The following is a 17,266-nucleotide window of genomic DNA, read 5'->3' as shown; positions in this document are numbered from 1 at the left end:
CTTTAGGATCTGCTTTTATTTTGCCAATATAGGGGCCAAATCCTTTAGTTATGGGCCCTACTTGTGGTATAATAATAAGAATGAGAGGCTTTTATGATTATTAATAACTTAGAAGAATTAAAGAAATTTGCAGATAAGCTTGCCCCAATCCTTGAGGATGGGGATGTTATAAATTTGAAGGCTGATATGGGAGCAGGCAAGACCACCCTAGTTACAGCCATTTGCAAGAATTACGGGATCTACGATACCTCATCACCAACCTTTGCCTTGGTCAATATTTATGAAGGCGATAGGACAGTTTACCACCTAGACCTCTACAGGTTTGAGGACCCTGATGAGATTCTTGATATAGATTTTGAGACTTATTTTTATCCAGAAGGCGCCATCACCTTCCTAGAATGGGCAGAAAATGTAAGCGGATACCTGCCAGATGATATGATTGATATTGAGATTAATAAACTTGATGAAAACAGGAGAGAGATAAGGATAGCTGATTCGACAGAAAGGGCGAGGAAGATTAATGAATTACTTAGCAATTGATACATCTACAATGATTTCAACTGTGACTATAGCAGATGAGAAGGAAATCTTGGGAGACTTTAATGTCAACCAACTAAAGACCCACTCAGAAAGCTTGGTACCAATGATTGAGACCCTTCTTGACCTGCTTGGTATGAAGGTTTCTGACATCGACACCTTTATCATTGCCCAGGGTCCAGGCTCTTTTACAGGCCTTAGGATAGGGATGACCATTGCCAAGACCCTAGCCCAGGTGGAAAATAAGGACCTACTTACCATTTCTACCCTAAGGGCCATGGCAGCAGGCTCTAGTTCAAATAAATTTAGGGCACCAATGATAGATGCCAGGTCTACCAGGGTTTATGCGGGTCTTTTTGATGAAAATCTTAATGAGATCATCAAGGAAGACCTCTACGAAATCGATGATTTTGCAAGGCTTGTAAATGAAAAGGGCCTTGAAGTAGAGCTCATTGGCCTTCTTAATGATAAATATTTTGATAAATTTGAAAGGGCAGTTAAGGCTCCAATCAACCTTAATACCTGTATTGGTGGTGGCCTTATAAGGCTGGCCCAGACTGGTGAATATAAGCCAAGACCTCTTTTTGAGATTAGTCCTAATTACCTCAGAAAAAGCCAGGCGGAAAGGGAATTTTTGAAAAATGATAAGAGAAATGACTGTAAATGATACAGATAAGGTTTATCAAATAGAAAATGAATCCTTTTTTGAGCCATGGACCAAGAAACAGCTCCTTAAAGAATTTGAAGACAACTCATTTCTAAAACACATAGTCTATGAAAAGGATGGGGAGGTTGTTGGCTTTTACATAATAAGCCATATCCTCGATGTGGTTGAAATCTTCACCATAGCGGTAGATAAGGATTTCAGATCAGAGGGCATTGGTTCAATCCTTTTAGACGATATTATAAAAAGAAGCGAGGCGAGTAATGTAAATGAGATTTGGTTAGAAGTTTCTACCAAAAATACTGCCGCCATCAAACTTTACAATAAATTCGGCTTTGTTAGCCAAAAAATCAGAAAAAATTACTACCAAAAGACAGGCGAAGATGCCTACAACATGATAAGGAAGATACATGAGTGATTTTTATACCTTGGCCATAGAGACATCTTGCGATGATTCCTCTGTAGCCATCCTAAAAAACGAAAGAGAATTATTAACCAACCTCATCTCAAGCCAGATAGATATCCATGCGCTCTTTGGTGGGGTTGTGCCGGAGATTGCCTCTAGGAAGCACCTAGAAGCCATCAATCCCCTCATAGAAAAGGCCCTAAAAGATGCGGCACTTAGCTATGATGATATAGATCTTATTACAGTAACCAAGGGCCCAGGCCTAATAGGGTCCCTTCTTGTTGGAATATCAGCAGCCAAGGCCCTAGCCCTAGCCACTGGTGCACCCCTTGTAGGAGCCAACCACATGAAGGGTCACATCTGCGCCAACTATCTTTCAAACCCAGACCTTAAGCCACCTTTCATCTGCCTAGTCGTATCAGGCGGCCACACCTACCTTTGCAAGGTAAAAGACTACACAGACATAGAAGTAGTCGGTACCACAAGAGATGATGCAGCCGGCGAATCCTACGACAAGATAGCAAGAAAGATTGGCCTAGGCTATCCAGGCGGCCCAAAAATTGACAAATTAGCTAAGGAAGGCAACGGGGCAGCCATTGATTTTCCAAGGGTCATGCTAGAAAAAGACTCCTATGACTTCTCCTTCTCAGGCCTAAAGACAGCAGTCCTAAACTACGCCAACCAAGAAGAGCAAAAGGGAAGAGAGGTCAACAAGGCAGACCTTGCAGCAAGCTTCCAAGAAGCAGTAGTAGATGTCCTAGTCGCCAAGTCTCTAAGACTTTTAGAAGAAACAGGCTACAAAAACTTCGCCATATCAGGAGGAGTAGCAGCCAATTCTAGATTGAAAGAGAGATTTGAAGAAGAACTAGGCAAGAGAAATATAGGTTTTTATCATCCAGAACCAATCCTATGTACAGACAATGCAGCCATGATTGCCATGGCAGGCTATCTGGACTACCAGGCAGGTATAAGGGATGACAACTTCATGAAAGTCTATCCTAACCTAGAATTATGATATGAAAAGAAGAAAGAAAAATTCGTCATTAAAAAAATATAATAAACTAAACAAAATTTCAAGCCTAATCTGGGTCCTAGCCGGTTTAGGCATACTTGGCTTTGGGATCTATTATAAGGAAATCTTTGAGAAAATCTTTGGGCCAGTGGCAATAATTTACGGACTAGCAACCCTATCTACTAGGCAAAACCAAGTAGCAATCAAAAAAAACGAGCAAGGAAAGCTAGCCATCTTAAGTCTGCTTTTAATAATCTATTCCCTAGTCAATCCTTTGGGAAATATCGCCATCCTCTTTGACATCTACAAGAGAGATTGGGTCATAAGAGGAGGCCTAGATGAGAAAAAGTAAAGAGCTAATTTTACTCTGCCTACTCATATTAATAGGCCTAACCAGTACATCTTGCGTCAAAAGAAGGATAACGAGCCTTGAAAAATCAAAGATAGAAAGAGACATGCAGGAAAATATCAGCCCGCTTACAGAAAGTTTCTATCCAGACAAAATAGCAGAATTCAACGAAGAAAAATACCTAAAGTGGTTCAAGGCCCTAAAAGCTCCGGCCAAGCTCAAACTCCCAGCCCCACAAGAGCCCAAAAAGCTCACCAAGGCCGAAATGGTCGAAGACTTTGAATATTTATTTGAAGAACTAAAGGAAAATTATCCCTTCTTTGGAGTCCTAGATAGGAAATATAAGATAGATTTTCTAAACAATCACGATATTTATCTGGCAAGGATCAAATCTTGCGAAAATGACCAAGAATTCATCGACGCTATAACAGACATCATGGGAGAGCTCCACAATTACCACGCCAAAGTCGCAGACAGGACCTACGTAAAAACAACCCTCGACTATTATTCCCAAAATTGGAATCAACCATCAATTTATTATGAATTTATAAATTTGAACAGACAAGCAGTCAGAAATAGGTACGACCTAGAAGGCGTCCAATCCAGGGCCAACTCAGGCAAAGTGCGCAGGAAAAAGTCAGGAGAAGCAAAAACTGCCGCCAACCTCAGCCTAACAAGCGAAGGCGACCTAGCCATCCTAAAAGTAAGCCAAATGCTAGATGACAAGTCAATCGAAAAAGACGAGGAAATCCTAGACGAATTCCTAAGAAACAAACACATGTACAAGGGACTTGTCATAGACATAAGGGACAACGTAGGCGGCAACATGGAATATTGGAAAAACTTCCTCATACCAAAGCTAGCCACAGAGCAAAAACAAGTCATAAACCACATGTTCTTCAAAGACTCAGCCAAGGCCAGAATCCTCCTGTCAGATGACACCCTAAATGTAGAGAAACTCTCAAACGTAGACATCACAGGCATAAAGCTAGACCACGCAGAAGACCTAAAAGACTTCACCTACTACATCAAAGACGTCGTAACAATAAACCCAGACGAAAGTAAAAAAGACAACGGCTACGAAGGCAAAATCTTCCTCCTAGTAGACAAAGACGTCTTCTCAGCGGCAGAAGGCTTCGCATCCTTCATCAAACACACAGAATTTGCCACCATAGTAGGCAGCCAAACCGGAGGAGACGGGATAACACTCGGAGTAATCAACTCAGTCCTCCCAAACTCAGGCCTAGTCTTCACCTATACCAACACCCTAGGCTACGCCCCAGACGGCACCATAAACGAAGAAAACCCAACCACCCCAGACATAGAAACAGGCACCTACAGACAAGCCCTCCAAAGCATAGAAAGCCAAATACAAAACTAAGAGACCGAAAAGGGTCTCTTTTTTAATGGAAAAAGCTAATTATAAAGATTAATTATCATTATCAATTGGTGTTTACTAGTTAGCTTTATTTGCTAGCTTATCATTAAATAGTTTAATTAAAATAATTGTGATCTATTGTAATTATAATGGTTATTATAGTCTAGAAAGCTGCTTATATATGATTTATTTCTTAATTAGATTGATCTTATTAAATTCCCCACAACAAAAGCCCGAGTTTAATCCTCAGGCTTTGAATTTATTTTTTGTCTTTGTTTTTGTTAAGAAGAGCCTAGGCGCTGGTTGCTACTAGTAGGATTATTCCTACGTAGGCGATTGCCTTTATACTTGTCATTACATTCTGCTCGGAAATACAGCGGTTGGGGCGTTTTTTTGTAGAGTCTAAAAATACTGATTATTATTATCGATTGGTGTTTATTTGAATATATTTAAGATGAACTGTATTTGGAACAGTCTATAGAAAAAAATATAATTCTAGATTATTCATATGATTGTAGATTGTCGATTAGATAGATATTTTGTAAAATCTGGAACAACTCGTATTCAATTTCCCCACACCAAAAGCCCGAGATTTGAACCCCGGGCTTTGATCTTATTTCTTGTCTTTGTTTTTGTTAAGAAGAGTGTAGGCGCCGATTGCTACTAGTAGGATTATTCCCACGTAGGCGATTCCCTTTATACCTGTTTTTACATAGGATGTAGATGTGGTATTGGTTGGGGCATCTTTCTTGTCGTCTTCTTTTTTTGTTTGGTCTGCTGATTTATTTTCTGCTCCACCTATGGTGACAGTCTCTGGTGTGCCGCCAATTGGACTTTGGGCGGTAGTTGTAGGTGTTTGGCTACTAGTGGATGTCGTTGTGCTAGGTGTGGTAGTTTGGCTAGTGCTTGACTGGCTTGTGCTTGACCCGCTAGTAGTTGACTGGCTTGAGCTTGTATCAGTAGAGCTAGATGAGCCGCTTACATTGGCTGTAAATGGCTTAAAGTAGTGGTCATCAGATAGGGGAAGGGTGAATTCACCGTCTGCCTTTAGCTCGTCATCTGATAGGAGGTCATCGTTATTGGTGTTCATCTGGTCAAGTTTTTTCCTTTGATCAGCTGATAACTTCTCGTAAGCTTCCTTAATTCCAGTCTTTGCTGACTTGTAGAAGGCAGAATTTTCATTGATTTTATTCTCATCGTCTTTATTTTCGCCATCTTTATTCTCGCTCACATTCATCTCGTTGGCACTAGCTAAATAGATTCCATTTCTAAGAGATGTGGTCTCATTTTTAAGAGGCTTAGAAGTTTTTTCCTTCACCATTTGGTCAAGCTTATCAAAAGAATCTTTAAAATTAGCCTTTTCTTCATCAGTGAAATCCTCACTGACTTCGATTTTTTCATTAGCCTTAGTCAAGGTCTCATAAATTCCCTTAAGGGTCTCATCATAAGACTTCCTGCCCTCTTCATTGGCATTTTTGTAATAAAGTGAACCAACAACTGCCTCATAATAGGCATGAAGGCTTATCACATCAGTCTTATCAAGCTTATCAGCATAGAAAAGCATACCCTTTAGGATATAATCATTGACCTTAGCTTTGATAGGTGCAATATCAAGGTCTGCAGCAACCTTATCGCCACTTTCCTCGATAAGCTTATTCAAAGAATCAAGCCCTGCTTTTAGCTTATCCTTATCAGCAGCCTTGGTATTTAAAAGCTTGATAAATTCAGTCAAATCAAGACCTTCGATATTTCTAGCCTCTTCAATCCTAGAAAGAAGGGCGAATCTAGCATCAAACTCCTCCTTAAAGGCAGGATCATCCGCATAATCCACCTTAATCTCAGAAGTCGCCTTATCAGCAACCATATCACCGGCAAGGATTTCAAATAAGCTACTTGTTTGTTTGTTTTCTATATTTTCATCACTAGCAAAAGATTGGCCACAAAGCCCTACAAAGAGCCCAAAAGCCATAAAAGTCGCTAGAGTTTTCTTAAAATTAATTATCATAATACTCCCTTTACTCATATAGATATATTATATAGAAATTAAGGGAAAAATCAACAAGAAAAGCCTCAAAAAGCTGGCCTATTTGTGGGAAATTGGGCCTTTTGTAAAGAAGTATAAAAAGAGCAGACTATTTGAGCCTGCTCTTTGATATTTGTAAATATTTTTTTGAACTATTAGGAAATTCCTAAGAGTTAGGGGCAACTATTAAGAAATACTTAATGGTTGAGTTTTTTAAATATACAGTCTATTAATTGATAAAGCTGGTATGTATATTTCAGAATGTAGAATCTTAGATAATAAAATTTAAATATCCACATTTGTAAACATTCAAGTAAAAATTTTTTCTAGAAATAATTAGAAAAGTTAGACTTCTAAATTGCGATTTTTTCTAGATCTATATCAAAAAATGAATTGACATTAAAGAGAATCTGAATTATATGATATAATTAAATAAATATAATTAGTAATACTAGAAGATGATAAAAATAGGAGCACATAATGGATAATGTTACTGGAGCCAATCTTGGTTTTGAAAAAGAAATTTTTGATGCAGCTGATAAGCTTAGGGGCAATATCGAATACTGGCAGAGATTTCTCATGCCAAAATTATCCAAAAACCCAAAACAAGTTGTAAACCACATGTTTTTCAAGGATTCGCCAAAAACTAGGCTTTTGCTCCAGGATAATACCCTAAACATGGAAAATCTGTCAAATGTTGATATTACAGGGATAAGGCTTGACCATGGCGAAGATATAAAGGACTTTGCCTTTCATATCAAGGATACAATCACTATAAATCCAGACGAATCCAAAAGGGACAATGGCTATGAGGGAAAAATCTTCCTCCTAGTCGACGAAGACGTATTTTCTGCAGCAGAAGGTTTTGCATACTTTGTCAAAAATACTGAATTTGCAACTATTGTTGGAACTAAAACCGGAGGTGACGGTATCACCCTCGGAGTAATAAACTCAGTTTTCCTAAACTCAGGCCTAGTCTTTACCTGCACCAACACCCTAGGCTACGACCCAACAGGCCAAATCAACGAAGAAAACCCAACCACCCTCGACATAGAAATCGCTGCCTATAGGCAGTCTATAGAAATAATTGAAAACATGGTAAAAAACTAAAAGCTCCAGTAATGGGGCTTTTTTACTTGTGAAAATTTTTCGTTTGTTATAAATGCAAGATTAATCTTTTTCACAAATGTCATTTAGACCAAAGCGAAGAATCTCCAAAATCAGTGACCAGAATGACCGAAGCAACCCCATGCGTCGTCCCTAATGGGTCTGGCCACAGTGAGCGAATCGAACTGATGGAAGCCCTTAATCGAGGCTTTTCGAGGTGAACTCTTTATCTGGAACGGATAAGGGTGATCCCGTAAACTGCCGTCGAACTATGCCGCAGGCAGAGGAGGGATTTCACAAAGCAAGGATCAACCATGCCGAAGAAATCCTACAAGCATAGTCATTACCCAAATCAATCCTTTTGTGTTATAATTACAATAGCTATACTAGTATAAATGGATTAAGCTATAAAATAAATTTGATGAAGTCAAGAATGATAGAAATTTAATAGACTATATAATAACGGTGTACAAAAGAATTGATATATAATTTGAAATAGGCGGTAAAATTTGAAAACAAGATTATACTGGAATATACGAAAGAGGATACTTAATCTGATTTTTATAATTAAAAAGACGATTTATAAAGTTAGTACTAGGAGACATTCATCAAAAGAATATAGTTCATTTCTTAAAATTCTTTTAGAAAAGTTTGGTTATAGAATTATTAAGGCAATAGTATTATTCGGGATTTTAGAATTTGGTGATAGCATTCTTTATAAACATGGTATTACAAAGAATATTAGTAGTGAAATATTGATTAATGTCATAATAGGACAGTTGGGTGTTGCTGGAGTAATTTTAGGATTGTATTCTTCTAATATTTCCAATATATACTCTACAAGATATGCTAGTGCCCCTAAGAAAATCGCGATTGCTTTTCAATATGATGGGTTAACGGTTAGAGGTTTAAACTTCATCACTAATTTTATTATTTATGGAACAATAATCCTGTCTAGATTGTTACTAGGATACAAAGTTGGCTTATTACCAGGGAGTTTGTTAATAGTTTGGGCAATACTTGTTGTAATTTCTTTAGGTATAACGGGAAATAGGATCTATCAATTATCGGATGTATTTAGAGTTGCAGATGATGCTTATGTCATTCTAAATAGGGTGGTTTCTAAACAACTTAAACAAGAAATATATATTTCTGATGCTAATTATCAGAATCACTTTATGAAGATTACTTCAGATAAAATTGAATTGTTAAAATCTATTCAAAAATATGGATGTAATCCTGAATTAGTGAACAGTTCCTCTGTGCTTGAATTTATGTGTTCTAATCTAGCACTAATGGAACAGTACTGGTTAATAAAAAATGAGCTTATTAAAGATTCATTTTGGTTTAAAAGAAAAGGAGTATATCAACAGTGGCATTTTATAAATTATGAAGAAGCATTAACGGCATTAAGCTCAAAGACTGCACTAAGACGTAAAGAAAAACCAGATAATTATTGGCTTGAAGATGAGTTAATGTCTATAAATCATAATTGTATTAATTATTTGATAAAGAAGAATGACTTTGGCACATTGTATAATTATTTTGATACCTTAAGGTCAGTTTGTAAATCTGCAATTGCAAATAGAGAAGCTAATTATTATATAAAAGAAATAGATTGGTTAAAGACAACAATCCAAAATTCGGTAAATAACATTAATTCAGATGATAACTTAATATTTGCAGGATTAGTTGAACTAATTTCTTTATTATATCTAAATATAATAGTAGAATCGAGCAAGTATTTTAAAAATTTTAATATTGATGAAGTATTTAAGTCAGTAATAAAAGGCATTGATACTGGAAAAGCATACGATTCTATAAGTGCAATTAGAGGACGAGAGAACATAGAAATTTATAAAAAAATATTAACAGAGGTACAAGTTGAAGGACATCGACTTACCCCAGACTGGTTAATGAAACAATTTATAACTAATGAAGAATTTATTTATGTAAATTCACTATTTGATGTAGTTAGGGAAAGTATTGATCATGCATATTCATTGGGAGAATTTTTTGTAGACAATCAAATGTATTATGAAGCTTGTATTTTATTTACAAGATTCTATGAATATGAATCAAAGTTATCATATTTTTATATATGCTCTAGTGACATTGAGAAAAGTTTAAAAAAATATCATAAGGATAATGAAGATAAGTGGGATGATAGTAGATTAGAATTGGTGAAAGAAAAATTCTTATATTATAAAAAGGAAATACCTGATAAACTTGTTAAATGCTCAAGTAATTTTGCGATAAAAAATTGGGACAGGAGGGAAGAATATCCAGACTTTTTAGGTGAGAGTTATAATCACATAGCAGAGGATACAGTTGAATCTATTATCAATAATGATATAGAACAATTTGAAAAGACTTATAATAATCTTACTAGGATGATACTTTTATATCAGGAATATATAAGATCTGATTTTATCAAAAATAAAGATTTATATAGAATAGAACATGCGTTTTATGCGTTCACATCTCCTATTGTTGAATGGGCACAAATAGGTGGACTTGGAATATTGTGGGGAGAATTTTTTAAAGATAAACAGTGGAGTGGCATTGTAAAGGGGGCCTCAAAAATAATATTTAATATAGAAAAAAGCGAAGAAAAAGCGAAATCCTTAGCTTCCCAGATGATTGAATTTGCATCACAGAGAGAAAAATTTATATTTAGTATCGGAAATAGAGGAATTTTAAAAACAAGCTGGAATCTTAGTGTTCAAAATGCAATAATGGAAGCTAATGTCATAGAAACTGAATATGTAAAGTTTGGGTCTAGAATAAAAACTGATAGCAAATTAATAAAAGCATTCTGCCCTAATTTTTTGAGTATAGGTTTTTCAAGTGATCCTTCTGAAGTGTTTTGGGTTATTTGTGTAAATCCATTGCTTTCTGAAAAAGAAAAATTCCATTCTAAATATTCATGGGAGTCTTGCATTAATGAATAATATGAGAAGTATAAAAAGAAAAATTAAAAAGTTGTACGGAACTCCGATTAAAAATATTTATTCAAGTAGATTTTTAACTGATTTATTTACAGGTTACTCGTATTCATTAAGCAAAGATTCGAATAACAGAATAGATTTCTTTCAAATTATACCAAATGATAAAGAAATTTTGGAATTATTTATAAATCAAGATACTTATAATTTTTCATATAAATTAGGACAGATCATCGACAGAGTCCTTTATAGTATGGCTGTTCATGGTAAGTCATATATATTTATAAAACCAGAATATATAGAAAAAATTGATGAGGAAGGGAATGTTAATAAGGTAGTTAATGCTTTAAAAATGGATGAAGTAAAAGGGGTGCTCCAGAAAGAAAAATTTTATTATATGCCGTTTGATGATGGGATACATGATATAAGTATAAGCGAAGGTACTTTTATTACATTTGATTTAAAGGAAATGGGTTATAAAAGAAATTATTTTAAAAAGATAGCAAAAAAAATTGGCGAAAATGATCTAACATCTATATCTTGGGAATTAATTAAAAATGAACCAACATATGATTTTAAATTACATCTAGAGAAAAATATAAATACCAATCTTAAATTAGTAAAAGGTTTAGGTTGGAGTTTAATCACGGAAGGACTTTCTGACAGCTATATATTGTATAATCAAATACAGATGAAATTATTTAAAATAAAAATGCTTAATTATGTGCTTGAAAAAATTAATAAAGCATTGGTAGATAAATATATAGACAATAAGGATTTTAAAATAGAAGCATCAATAGATAATTTAAATTATGAGGATACTCGGGAAAAGTTTCAAACTGGAGAAATTACAAAATCAGAGCTTAGTAAAATTGTTTGGGGCTGAATCTATAATTAAAATTTAATATTAAACAAAAACCTGGCACAGCCCCATAATCCTTGAAGGATACTAGCTTAAATGCCAGGTTTTCTTATCAGTGCACATTCTATCTTAAACACTTGTATATTTTTTATAATTTTCAGTCTGTTCCATGACCTTTTCGAATACTTCTTCATTCCATTGAGGCGGATAGCCGTTTTTGCTTAGGAGAATTACTATGTCGTAGTTTAGTTGGGCTTTTATATCTGCTCTGTTGGACCAATCTGTGTACTGGGCTTTATCGTCTACTAATTCTCTTATTTTTTGGGCTAGGATGATGCATTTTTTATCTTCATATGGGAAATTATGCTTATCTCTTATATTTACTAAGATATCATAAAAGGCCTTTTCTTCATAAGATATGCCCATATCTTCAAAGGATTTTTTATCTTTTTCTAAATCCTTCATTATTTTTATTAGCTCTTCTGAAAGATCATTTACAAAATCTTCTGTAACTTCATTTACAAATGCTAGATTATCTCTATCGTTGTATTCTTCAACTACTCTTTTTAGCCTTTCAGAAAATTCTACAGCTTTGATTTTATTGGTTAGGCCATATTCTCTGATAGCTTTTTCCAATAATAATACAAGAGCATTATATTTAGTTATTGGGAGTTCAACTTTTTCAAGTTCTTCTAAAGCCTCATCTCCAAATAAATCCAAAGACTTATCGGAATCAATTATGTTTTCGACACCAGTGCACTGGATAGCATCTGCGACCATTTTTTCTACTATCATATTCATGGTTTCAGCATCTGGAGCATGACCCTTGGTTTGTTTAAAGATAATAGATCTCACTGCCAAATAAAATTGAGCAAGACTTGTTTCTTCATCAGTCAATAAACCTGATGGAAATACAATGTTATAGGCAGCCTTAAGCCTCTTTGAAAATCCCATGAAATTAGTTAGTTTATCCTTACTTTTTTGGATAAATTCAGCTGCTTCGTTAAGACACATCAGTCTGTCAAGTGGTTTGCCATAGAGGTAGGCATTCATGTTAAAACCAACAAATAAATTATTAATTAAATCCATATAATTTTTAAATATTCTCATACTTGCATAGACATCATTAATTGGATTGCCACCATTAGTACCATATCTTTTAAGTGCTTCTAACATATTTTTCTTAATGCCTATATAATCAACAACAAGACCTGCATCCTTGCCTTCAAAAACTCTATTAACTCTAGAAATAGTTTGGATTAGGGTATGCTTTTGTAAAGGCTTATCTACATACATAACAGCAAGTGAAGGTACATCAAATCCCGTAATCCACATATCTACCACTACAGCTATTTTAAAATTGGAATTATTATTTTTAAATTGCCTATCTAGCATCTTGCGGTATTCTTTTGTGCCACAAGCCTCGTACAAGTCTTCATCGTCGTTGGCGCCTCTAGTAGCAACTAAGTTTATTTTTGGAAGACTGACAAGCTTATCAAGCTCGCTTTTATCAAGGAGACTTTCATCATCAGCCTTTCTAGCTTCGGTCCATTCTGGTCTTAATTTTGTAATCTCTTTAAGTAGTCTAAAGGCAATTTCTCTTGAGGAACAAACAATCATAGCCTTTTGGACAATTTTTGGTTTTTCATTTACTAAATTTTCGTAATGTTCTACTATATCAGCGGCCATCATCTTAAGCCTGTCTGGATCACCAAGAATGACAGACATTTGGGACATAGCCTTCTTGCTTGCCTCAACTTGTTCTTCGTTAGACCCTTCTTCTAGACATTGGTCGTAATATTTTTCAATTTCCTTGGTTTTTTCATCAGAAAGAACAACCCTAGCAAGTCTTGGTTCATAGGATATCTGTTCGGTAATCCCATCATCTGTGGCTTCCTTCATGGTATAGGAGTCTATAACTGGCCCAAACACAGCAATTGTTTCGTCAATAGGCGTACCGGTAAAGCCTACATAAGTCGCATTAGGAAAGGAATCTCGTAAATATTTAGCAAATCCATATCTGGTAAAGACACCTTTTTCATTTTTTATAAGTTTCGAACCTACACCCGTTTGGGTCCTGTGGGCCTCATCAGAAATACAAATAATATTTTCTCTTTGGGACAAAAGTCCTATATCTTCACTAAATTTTTGGATAGTTGTTAGATATATGCCACCTGAAGGTCTGTTGTCTAAGGTGGTTTTGAGGTCTTTTCTAGATTCTATACTCCTAACATTATCGTCATGGAAGAAATTTTTGGCAGTTACAAAAAGTTCTGAAGATTGGGTATCCAAATCTTCCCTGTCAGTAATAATTAAAATGGTTGGGTTAGATAAAATATCTTGATTTCTATTCATAAGTAAGCGGCAAAGATATAACATAGCATAGGTCTTACCAGAACCTGTTGCCCCAAAATAAGTGCCGCCCTTGCCTGAACCATTTGGCTTCATCTCTTTTTTAATATTATCAAAAACCTCAGTAGCCGCAAAAAACTGTGGGTACCTACACACTATTACTTTTTCTTCTTTGCTATCATCAGGATAAAATATAAAATCTCTTAAGATTGCAAGAATTCTTTCCTTAGAAAAAGCACCCTTTATCATTGTATTAAGGGAAGAGATACCGTCCTTTGCTTCTTCGTGAGCATTGACTTTATTCCATGCATAGTAGAACGGATAAGGGGTAAAGATGCTGGCAAGCCTAGTATTAACCCCATCACAAATCATAGATAAAAAATTATATTTCAAAAGAGCTGGTATATCCCTTCTGTACCTCTTATGAATTTGATCCCAGGCATCATAGATTGTTGTATCTTCTTCAATAGCAGTCTTAAACTCAAAGATGGCTACTGGTATACCATTGATAAAGAGTAAAACATCAGGCCTTCTTTGCCTTTTATCTATAACTTCATACTGGTTTACCACCTTAAAAATATTATTATCTAGATTTTCAAAATCTATATAAGAAATGTGTAGGGCAAGCTCGGATTTATCCTCTCTTTGGAGGTCAAAACCATTATTGATAAGAGAAAAAGCTTCTTTATTTCCCTCATAAAGAGGAAAAGATGGAATAAATTTAAGCTTGTTAATAATCATTTGGATTTCAAGGCTGGTAATATTATCTTTGCTATACTTGCTTTCTAAAAATGATTTAAGATCATCTTCTAAAAGTATATCTGTATATTTTCTGTGAATTTCTTCTCCATTCACATAATCATAACCTTGGTCTATAAAAAGCTCAATTATAGCTTCTTCAAGCTGGGCTTCGGTAAACTTTTTATTCATAACCTTATCTTCCATCCCTTAAGCCTCCTTTCGCTTAGCCTCCTCAACAGCTCCCTTGATAAGGATAGGGCAGATATTCTTGAGTCTTTCTTTGAGTTTCTCGTTTATTTCCTTGCGCTCTGTGTAAACTTTGTAGATGTCGGCAATGGAATTTTGTACTTCAATTGGTGGCACAGGTATTAAATAGTTGCTCAAATTTTCATAACTTAAAAATTCATAAGCACTACCTTCTGATGCCCAATACACATATCTTCCAAATTCTGGTCGTATCAACCATAGCATAAGATAATTTGGAAGAATTTCATATTCTTTAGTGATTTTAAAAACATCATAAACGGACGAAACTACACAATCCTCATCTTCTCTAAGTGCAATTGCTACATTTTCATTATTAAGCTGAGTACAATAGGCAAATTGTCCTGTTCTTACTATTTTACGTCCCTTCAGATTTGAATTTGGTCTCTGTGGATTTATAAATCTTTTTTCGATATTGATTCCTTGTTCTAATTTAATTGCACCATCAGAGTTTTTTTCATTTATAGGTTCAATATAGTTACCAATCGGAAATAGTTCTGAATTTTTTCTAATGTGTTCAATGTGAGCAAAACAAATAAGCTTCAAGTCCTCCAAGCCCTTTTCGTAGGCTGCTTGGTTTGCTAACATGGCCTTGTAGATGGCGACGTATTTCTTTTGGATATCAAGGGGAGGGAGGTCGATTTTTATATCACAAAAATCCTCCCATGATAAAGTTTCCCTGGCTGACCCCCAAGAGTTAATTCTCGATAATCTATCAAATTCAGTTCTATTTAAAGTCATAAATAAATAGTCTTCTATTATTTTATTATCAGATTTAACTTTAAAAGTGATATAAGATGAAGATACAAGGTATGTTTCATTTGTGTTATTAAAAGCGACTGATAATTTATCCCCATTTCTTGAGGTTACTGTCATATATACAAATTCACTTGGTTTAACTAATTTGTAATTATCAAGTGAAACACCATTCATTTTTGCTTTTGTTTCAATAAATTCCTTTTTGTTAGAAATACCGCGTACTTCACTAACTGTGTATTTATTATTAACATCTTTATTTCTAGTATTTACTTGTTCAATCAAGTCGCCAAGTCTATACCTAGTCAAGGTCATAACCTATCCCCCTGAAGGCTTCTTCTAGCATCTTTTGAGACTCTTTTTCTTTTTTGAGGACGTCTCGCATCTCTTCTTGGATTCTAGTCATTTCTTTCTCGTAGTCTATATCTAGGTCGTGGTCGATGAAATCTATATACTTACTTGGAGCAAGGGAGTAGTCTTCTTTCCTTATGTCATCAAGGGTGGCTGATTTACATAGTTCTGCTATGTCTGTGTAGTATGCATCCTCACTTTGCCAAGCTTGGTAGATTTCTCTGACTTTTTTTATGTCTTGGTCTGTGAAGGCAACCTTTCTCTTTTTCTTACCCTTATCTATTTGGATGGTTTCTATATTTTTATCCCAGGTCCTTAGGTCCATGAACAAGACCTCGTTTTGTCTGTTTCTTAAGGTCCTATTGTTGCCTAGCTTAGATTTTTTGTTTTTATTTATTATCCAAAGGGTGACAGAGATGTCTGTTGTATAAAACATATCCCTTGGTAGGACAATGATAGCCTCTACTAGGTCTTTTTCGAGGATTTCTTTGCGGATTTTCCCTTCATCGCCACTTGCGTTTAGGGCACCGTTGGCAAGTAAGAACCCAGCTATACCGTCAATTTCGTCTAATTTTGATATCATGTGTAGAATCCAGGCGTAGTTGGCATTGGATACTGGTGGCATAGGATACCCATCAAATCTAGGGTCATCTAAGAGCTCGTCTTCATCTCGCCAATTTTTGAGGTTGAAGGGTGGGTTAGCCATGATATAGTCTACCTTCCTATTTTTGAAAAGGTCATTTTGGAAGGTAGAGGCGTTTCTATCTCCTAGGTCATGGGCTATACCTCTGATAGATAGGTTCATCTTGCAAAGTTTCCATGTATCAGGTACTGACTCCTGGCCTATGATGGATACTTTTTGTCTATTTCCTTGGTGCCTATCAATAAATTTCATACTTTGGACAAACATTCCCCCTGAACCCTCTCATGTCAAGCTTATGACAAAAAAGAGGTTATTGTTATGTAATTTAAAAGAGAGTGATTGCTCACTCCCTTTGCTACTTCCATATTATGTTCAACACTTCGTTTCCTTCACAGAATACTGAATCTATATATTTTTCCATCAATTCTCTGGTAAGTTTAGTGTTGTCTATTACTTCTTTTTCTTCTTTTGCTTTTTGTATTTTTTCTTTTATTGCTTGTATTTCTTCATCTATCGAATTTTTAGAGTCAATGAATTTTTGTCTATTCATCTTGCCTAATTTATACTTCTCAAAATTTTGCATTTTCTTAGCTTCAAGATCTTCGATAGATTTTTCCATAGGTTTAACTTTTACTTTTTCATCCTTGGTTGGATCTTCTAAACCATATTTTTCTTTTATTGCTTCAAATACTTGCTCTTCAAGGCTTCCTGCTCTTGAGTTTTTGTGTTTTACATTATTACACTTACATATCCTACAAGTAAAATATGTGTGTACCCTAAGACTTCCATCAGATCTTTTGTGTTTCGATTGAATACAACCTAGAATGTGATTACAAGTTGGACATTTTGCAAAACCTTGTAGCGGAGATTTCT

General features: G+C 35.2%; 13 protein-coding genes and 1 pseudogene. 9 read left to right on the top strand and 5 right to left on the bottom strand.

The annotated features are described in order from the left end of the window. The first annotated feature begins 93 nt into the window (after window positions 1-93). Genes tsaE through RRB46_RS08300 form a run of 6 tightly spaced genes read left to right on the top strand, consistent with a single transcriptional unit; the run spans window position 94 to window position 4,349 of the window. A complete protein-coding gene (gene tsaE, locus RRB46_RS08325) occupies window positions 94-540 on the top strand; it encodes a tRNA (adenosine(37)-N6)-threonylcarbamoyltransferase complex ATPase subunit type 1 TsaE (protein WP_311538181.1) in 447 nt (148 codons plus the stop codon). Continuing rightward, a complete protein-coding gene (tsaB, locus tag RRB46_RS08320) occupies window positions 521-1,204 on the top strand; it encodes a tRNA (adenosine(37)-N6)-threonylcarbamoyltransferase complex dimerization subunit type 1 TsaB (protein WP_311538180.1) in 684 nt (227 codons plus the stop codon). Before tsaE ends, tsaB begins: the two co-directional genes overlap by 20 nt. Continuing rightward, complete coding sequence (gene rimI / locus RRB46_RS08315) at window positions 1,179-1,619, top strand: ribosomal protein S18-alanine N-acetyltransferase (RefSeq protein WP_311538179.1); 441 nt, start codon at window positions 1,179-1,181, stop codon at window positions 1,617-1,619. The genes tsaB and rimI overlap by 26 nt, the downstream gene beginning before the upstream one ends. Then, complete coding sequence (gene tsaD / locus RRB46_RS08310) at window positions 1,612-2,622, top strand: tRNA (adenosine(37)-N6)-threonylcarbamoyltransferase complex transferase subunit TsaD (RefSeq protein WP_311538178.1); 1,011 nt, start codon at window positions 1,612-1,614, stop codon at window positions 2,620-2,622. The genes rimI and tsaD overlap by 8 nt, the downstream gene beginning before the upstream one ends. 1 nt (window position 2,623) lies before the next feature. Beyond that, a complete protein-coding gene (locus RRB46_RS08305) occupies window positions 2,624-2,971 on the top strand; it encodes a hypothetical protein (RefSeq protein ID WP_311538177.1) in 348 nt (115 codons plus the stop codon). Next, on the top strand, window positions 2,958-4,349 hold the full coding sequence (locus RRB46_RS08300; RefSeq protein WP_311538176.1) for a S41 family peptidase: 1,392 nt from the start codon (window positions 2,958-2,960) through the stop codon (window positions 4,347-4,349). Before RRB46_RS08305 ends, RRB46_RS08300 begins: the two co-directional genes overlap by 14 nt. A gap of 610 nt (window positions 4,350-4,959) precedes the next feature. Here the strand turns inward: RRB46_RS08300 and RRB46_RS08295 are convergent. Next, window positions 4,960-6,351, bottom strand: a complete 1,392-nt coding sequence (locus RRB46_RS08295; RefSeq protein ID WP_311538175.1) for a hypothetical protein — start codon at window positions 6,349-6,351, stop codon at window positions 4,960-4,962. Window positions 6,352-6,849: 498 nt separating this feature from the next. Here RRB46_RS08295 and RRB46_RS08290 point away from each other — a divergent pair, with 498 nt between their 5' ends. The 3 genes from RRB46_RS08290 (at window position 6,850) to RRB46_RS08280 (ending at window position 11,310) form a co-directional block, all read left to right on the top strand. Continuing rightward, the gene (locus tag RRB46_RS08290; protein ID WP_311538174.1) at window positions 6,850-7,479 is read left to right on the top strand and encodes a S41 family peptidase; all 630 of its coding nucleotides are present in this window, start codon (window positions 6,850-6,852) and stop codon (window positions 7,477-7,479) included. Window positions 7,480-7,985: 506 nt separating this feature from the next. Next, entirely contained in the window at window positions 7,986-10,430 is a 2,445-nt protein-coding gene (locus tag RRB46_RS08285) for a hypothetical protein (RefSeq protein ID WP_311538173.1), read from the top strand. Next, on the top strand, window positions 10,423-11,310 hold the full coding sequence (locus RRB46_RS08280; protein ID WP_311538172.1) for a hypothetical protein: 888 nt from the start codon (window positions 10,423-10,425) through the stop codon (window positions 11,308-11,310). Before RRB46_RS08285 ends, RRB46_RS08280 begins: the two co-directional genes overlap by 8 nt. 105 nt (window positions 11,311-11,415) lie before the next feature. On the opposite strand, the gene RRB46_RS08275 is transcribed toward RRB46_RS08280, so the two are convergent. The 4 genes and pseudogenes from RRB46_RS08275 to RRB46_RS08260 all read right to left on the bottom strand — a co-directional run. Next, on the bottom strand, window positions 11,416-14,583 hold the full coding sequence (locus RRB46_RS08275) for an HsdR family type I site-specific deoxyribonuclease (RefSeq protein ID WP_311538171.1): 3,168 nt from the start codon (window positions 14,581-14,583) through the stop codon (window positions 11,416-11,418). A 3-nt stretch (window positions 14,584-14,586) separates the two neighbouring features. Continuing rightward, window positions 14,587-15,714: a restriction endonuclease subunit S gene (locus RRB46_RS08270; protein ID WP_311538170.1), complete on the bottom strand. Its 1,128-nt coding sequence runs from the start codon at window positions 15,712-15,714 to the stop codon at window positions 14,587-14,589. Then, the gene (locus RRB46_RS08265; protein ID WP_311538169.1) at window positions 15,701-16,660 is read right to left on the bottom strand and encodes an N-6 DNA methylase; all 960 of its coding nucleotides are present in this window, start codon (window positions 16,658-16,660) and stop codon (window positions 15,701-15,703) included. The genes RRB46_RS08270 and RRB46_RS08265 overlap by 14 nt, the downstream gene beginning before the upstream one ends. 88 nt (window positions 16,661-16,748) lie before the next feature. Next, window positions 16,749-17,266: pseudogene (locus RRB46_RS08260) on the bottom strand (recombinase); the annotation flags it as partial.

Origin of the sequence: uncultured Anaerococcus sp. (assembly GCF_963512375.1) — a bacterium.
Taxonomy (GTDB): Bacteria; Bacillota; Clostridia; order Tissierellales; family Peptoniphilaceae; genus Anaerococcus.
The sequence above is the reverse complement of the archived record's forward strand: the minus strand, read 5'-3'. Positions and strand labels throughout refer to the sequence as shown.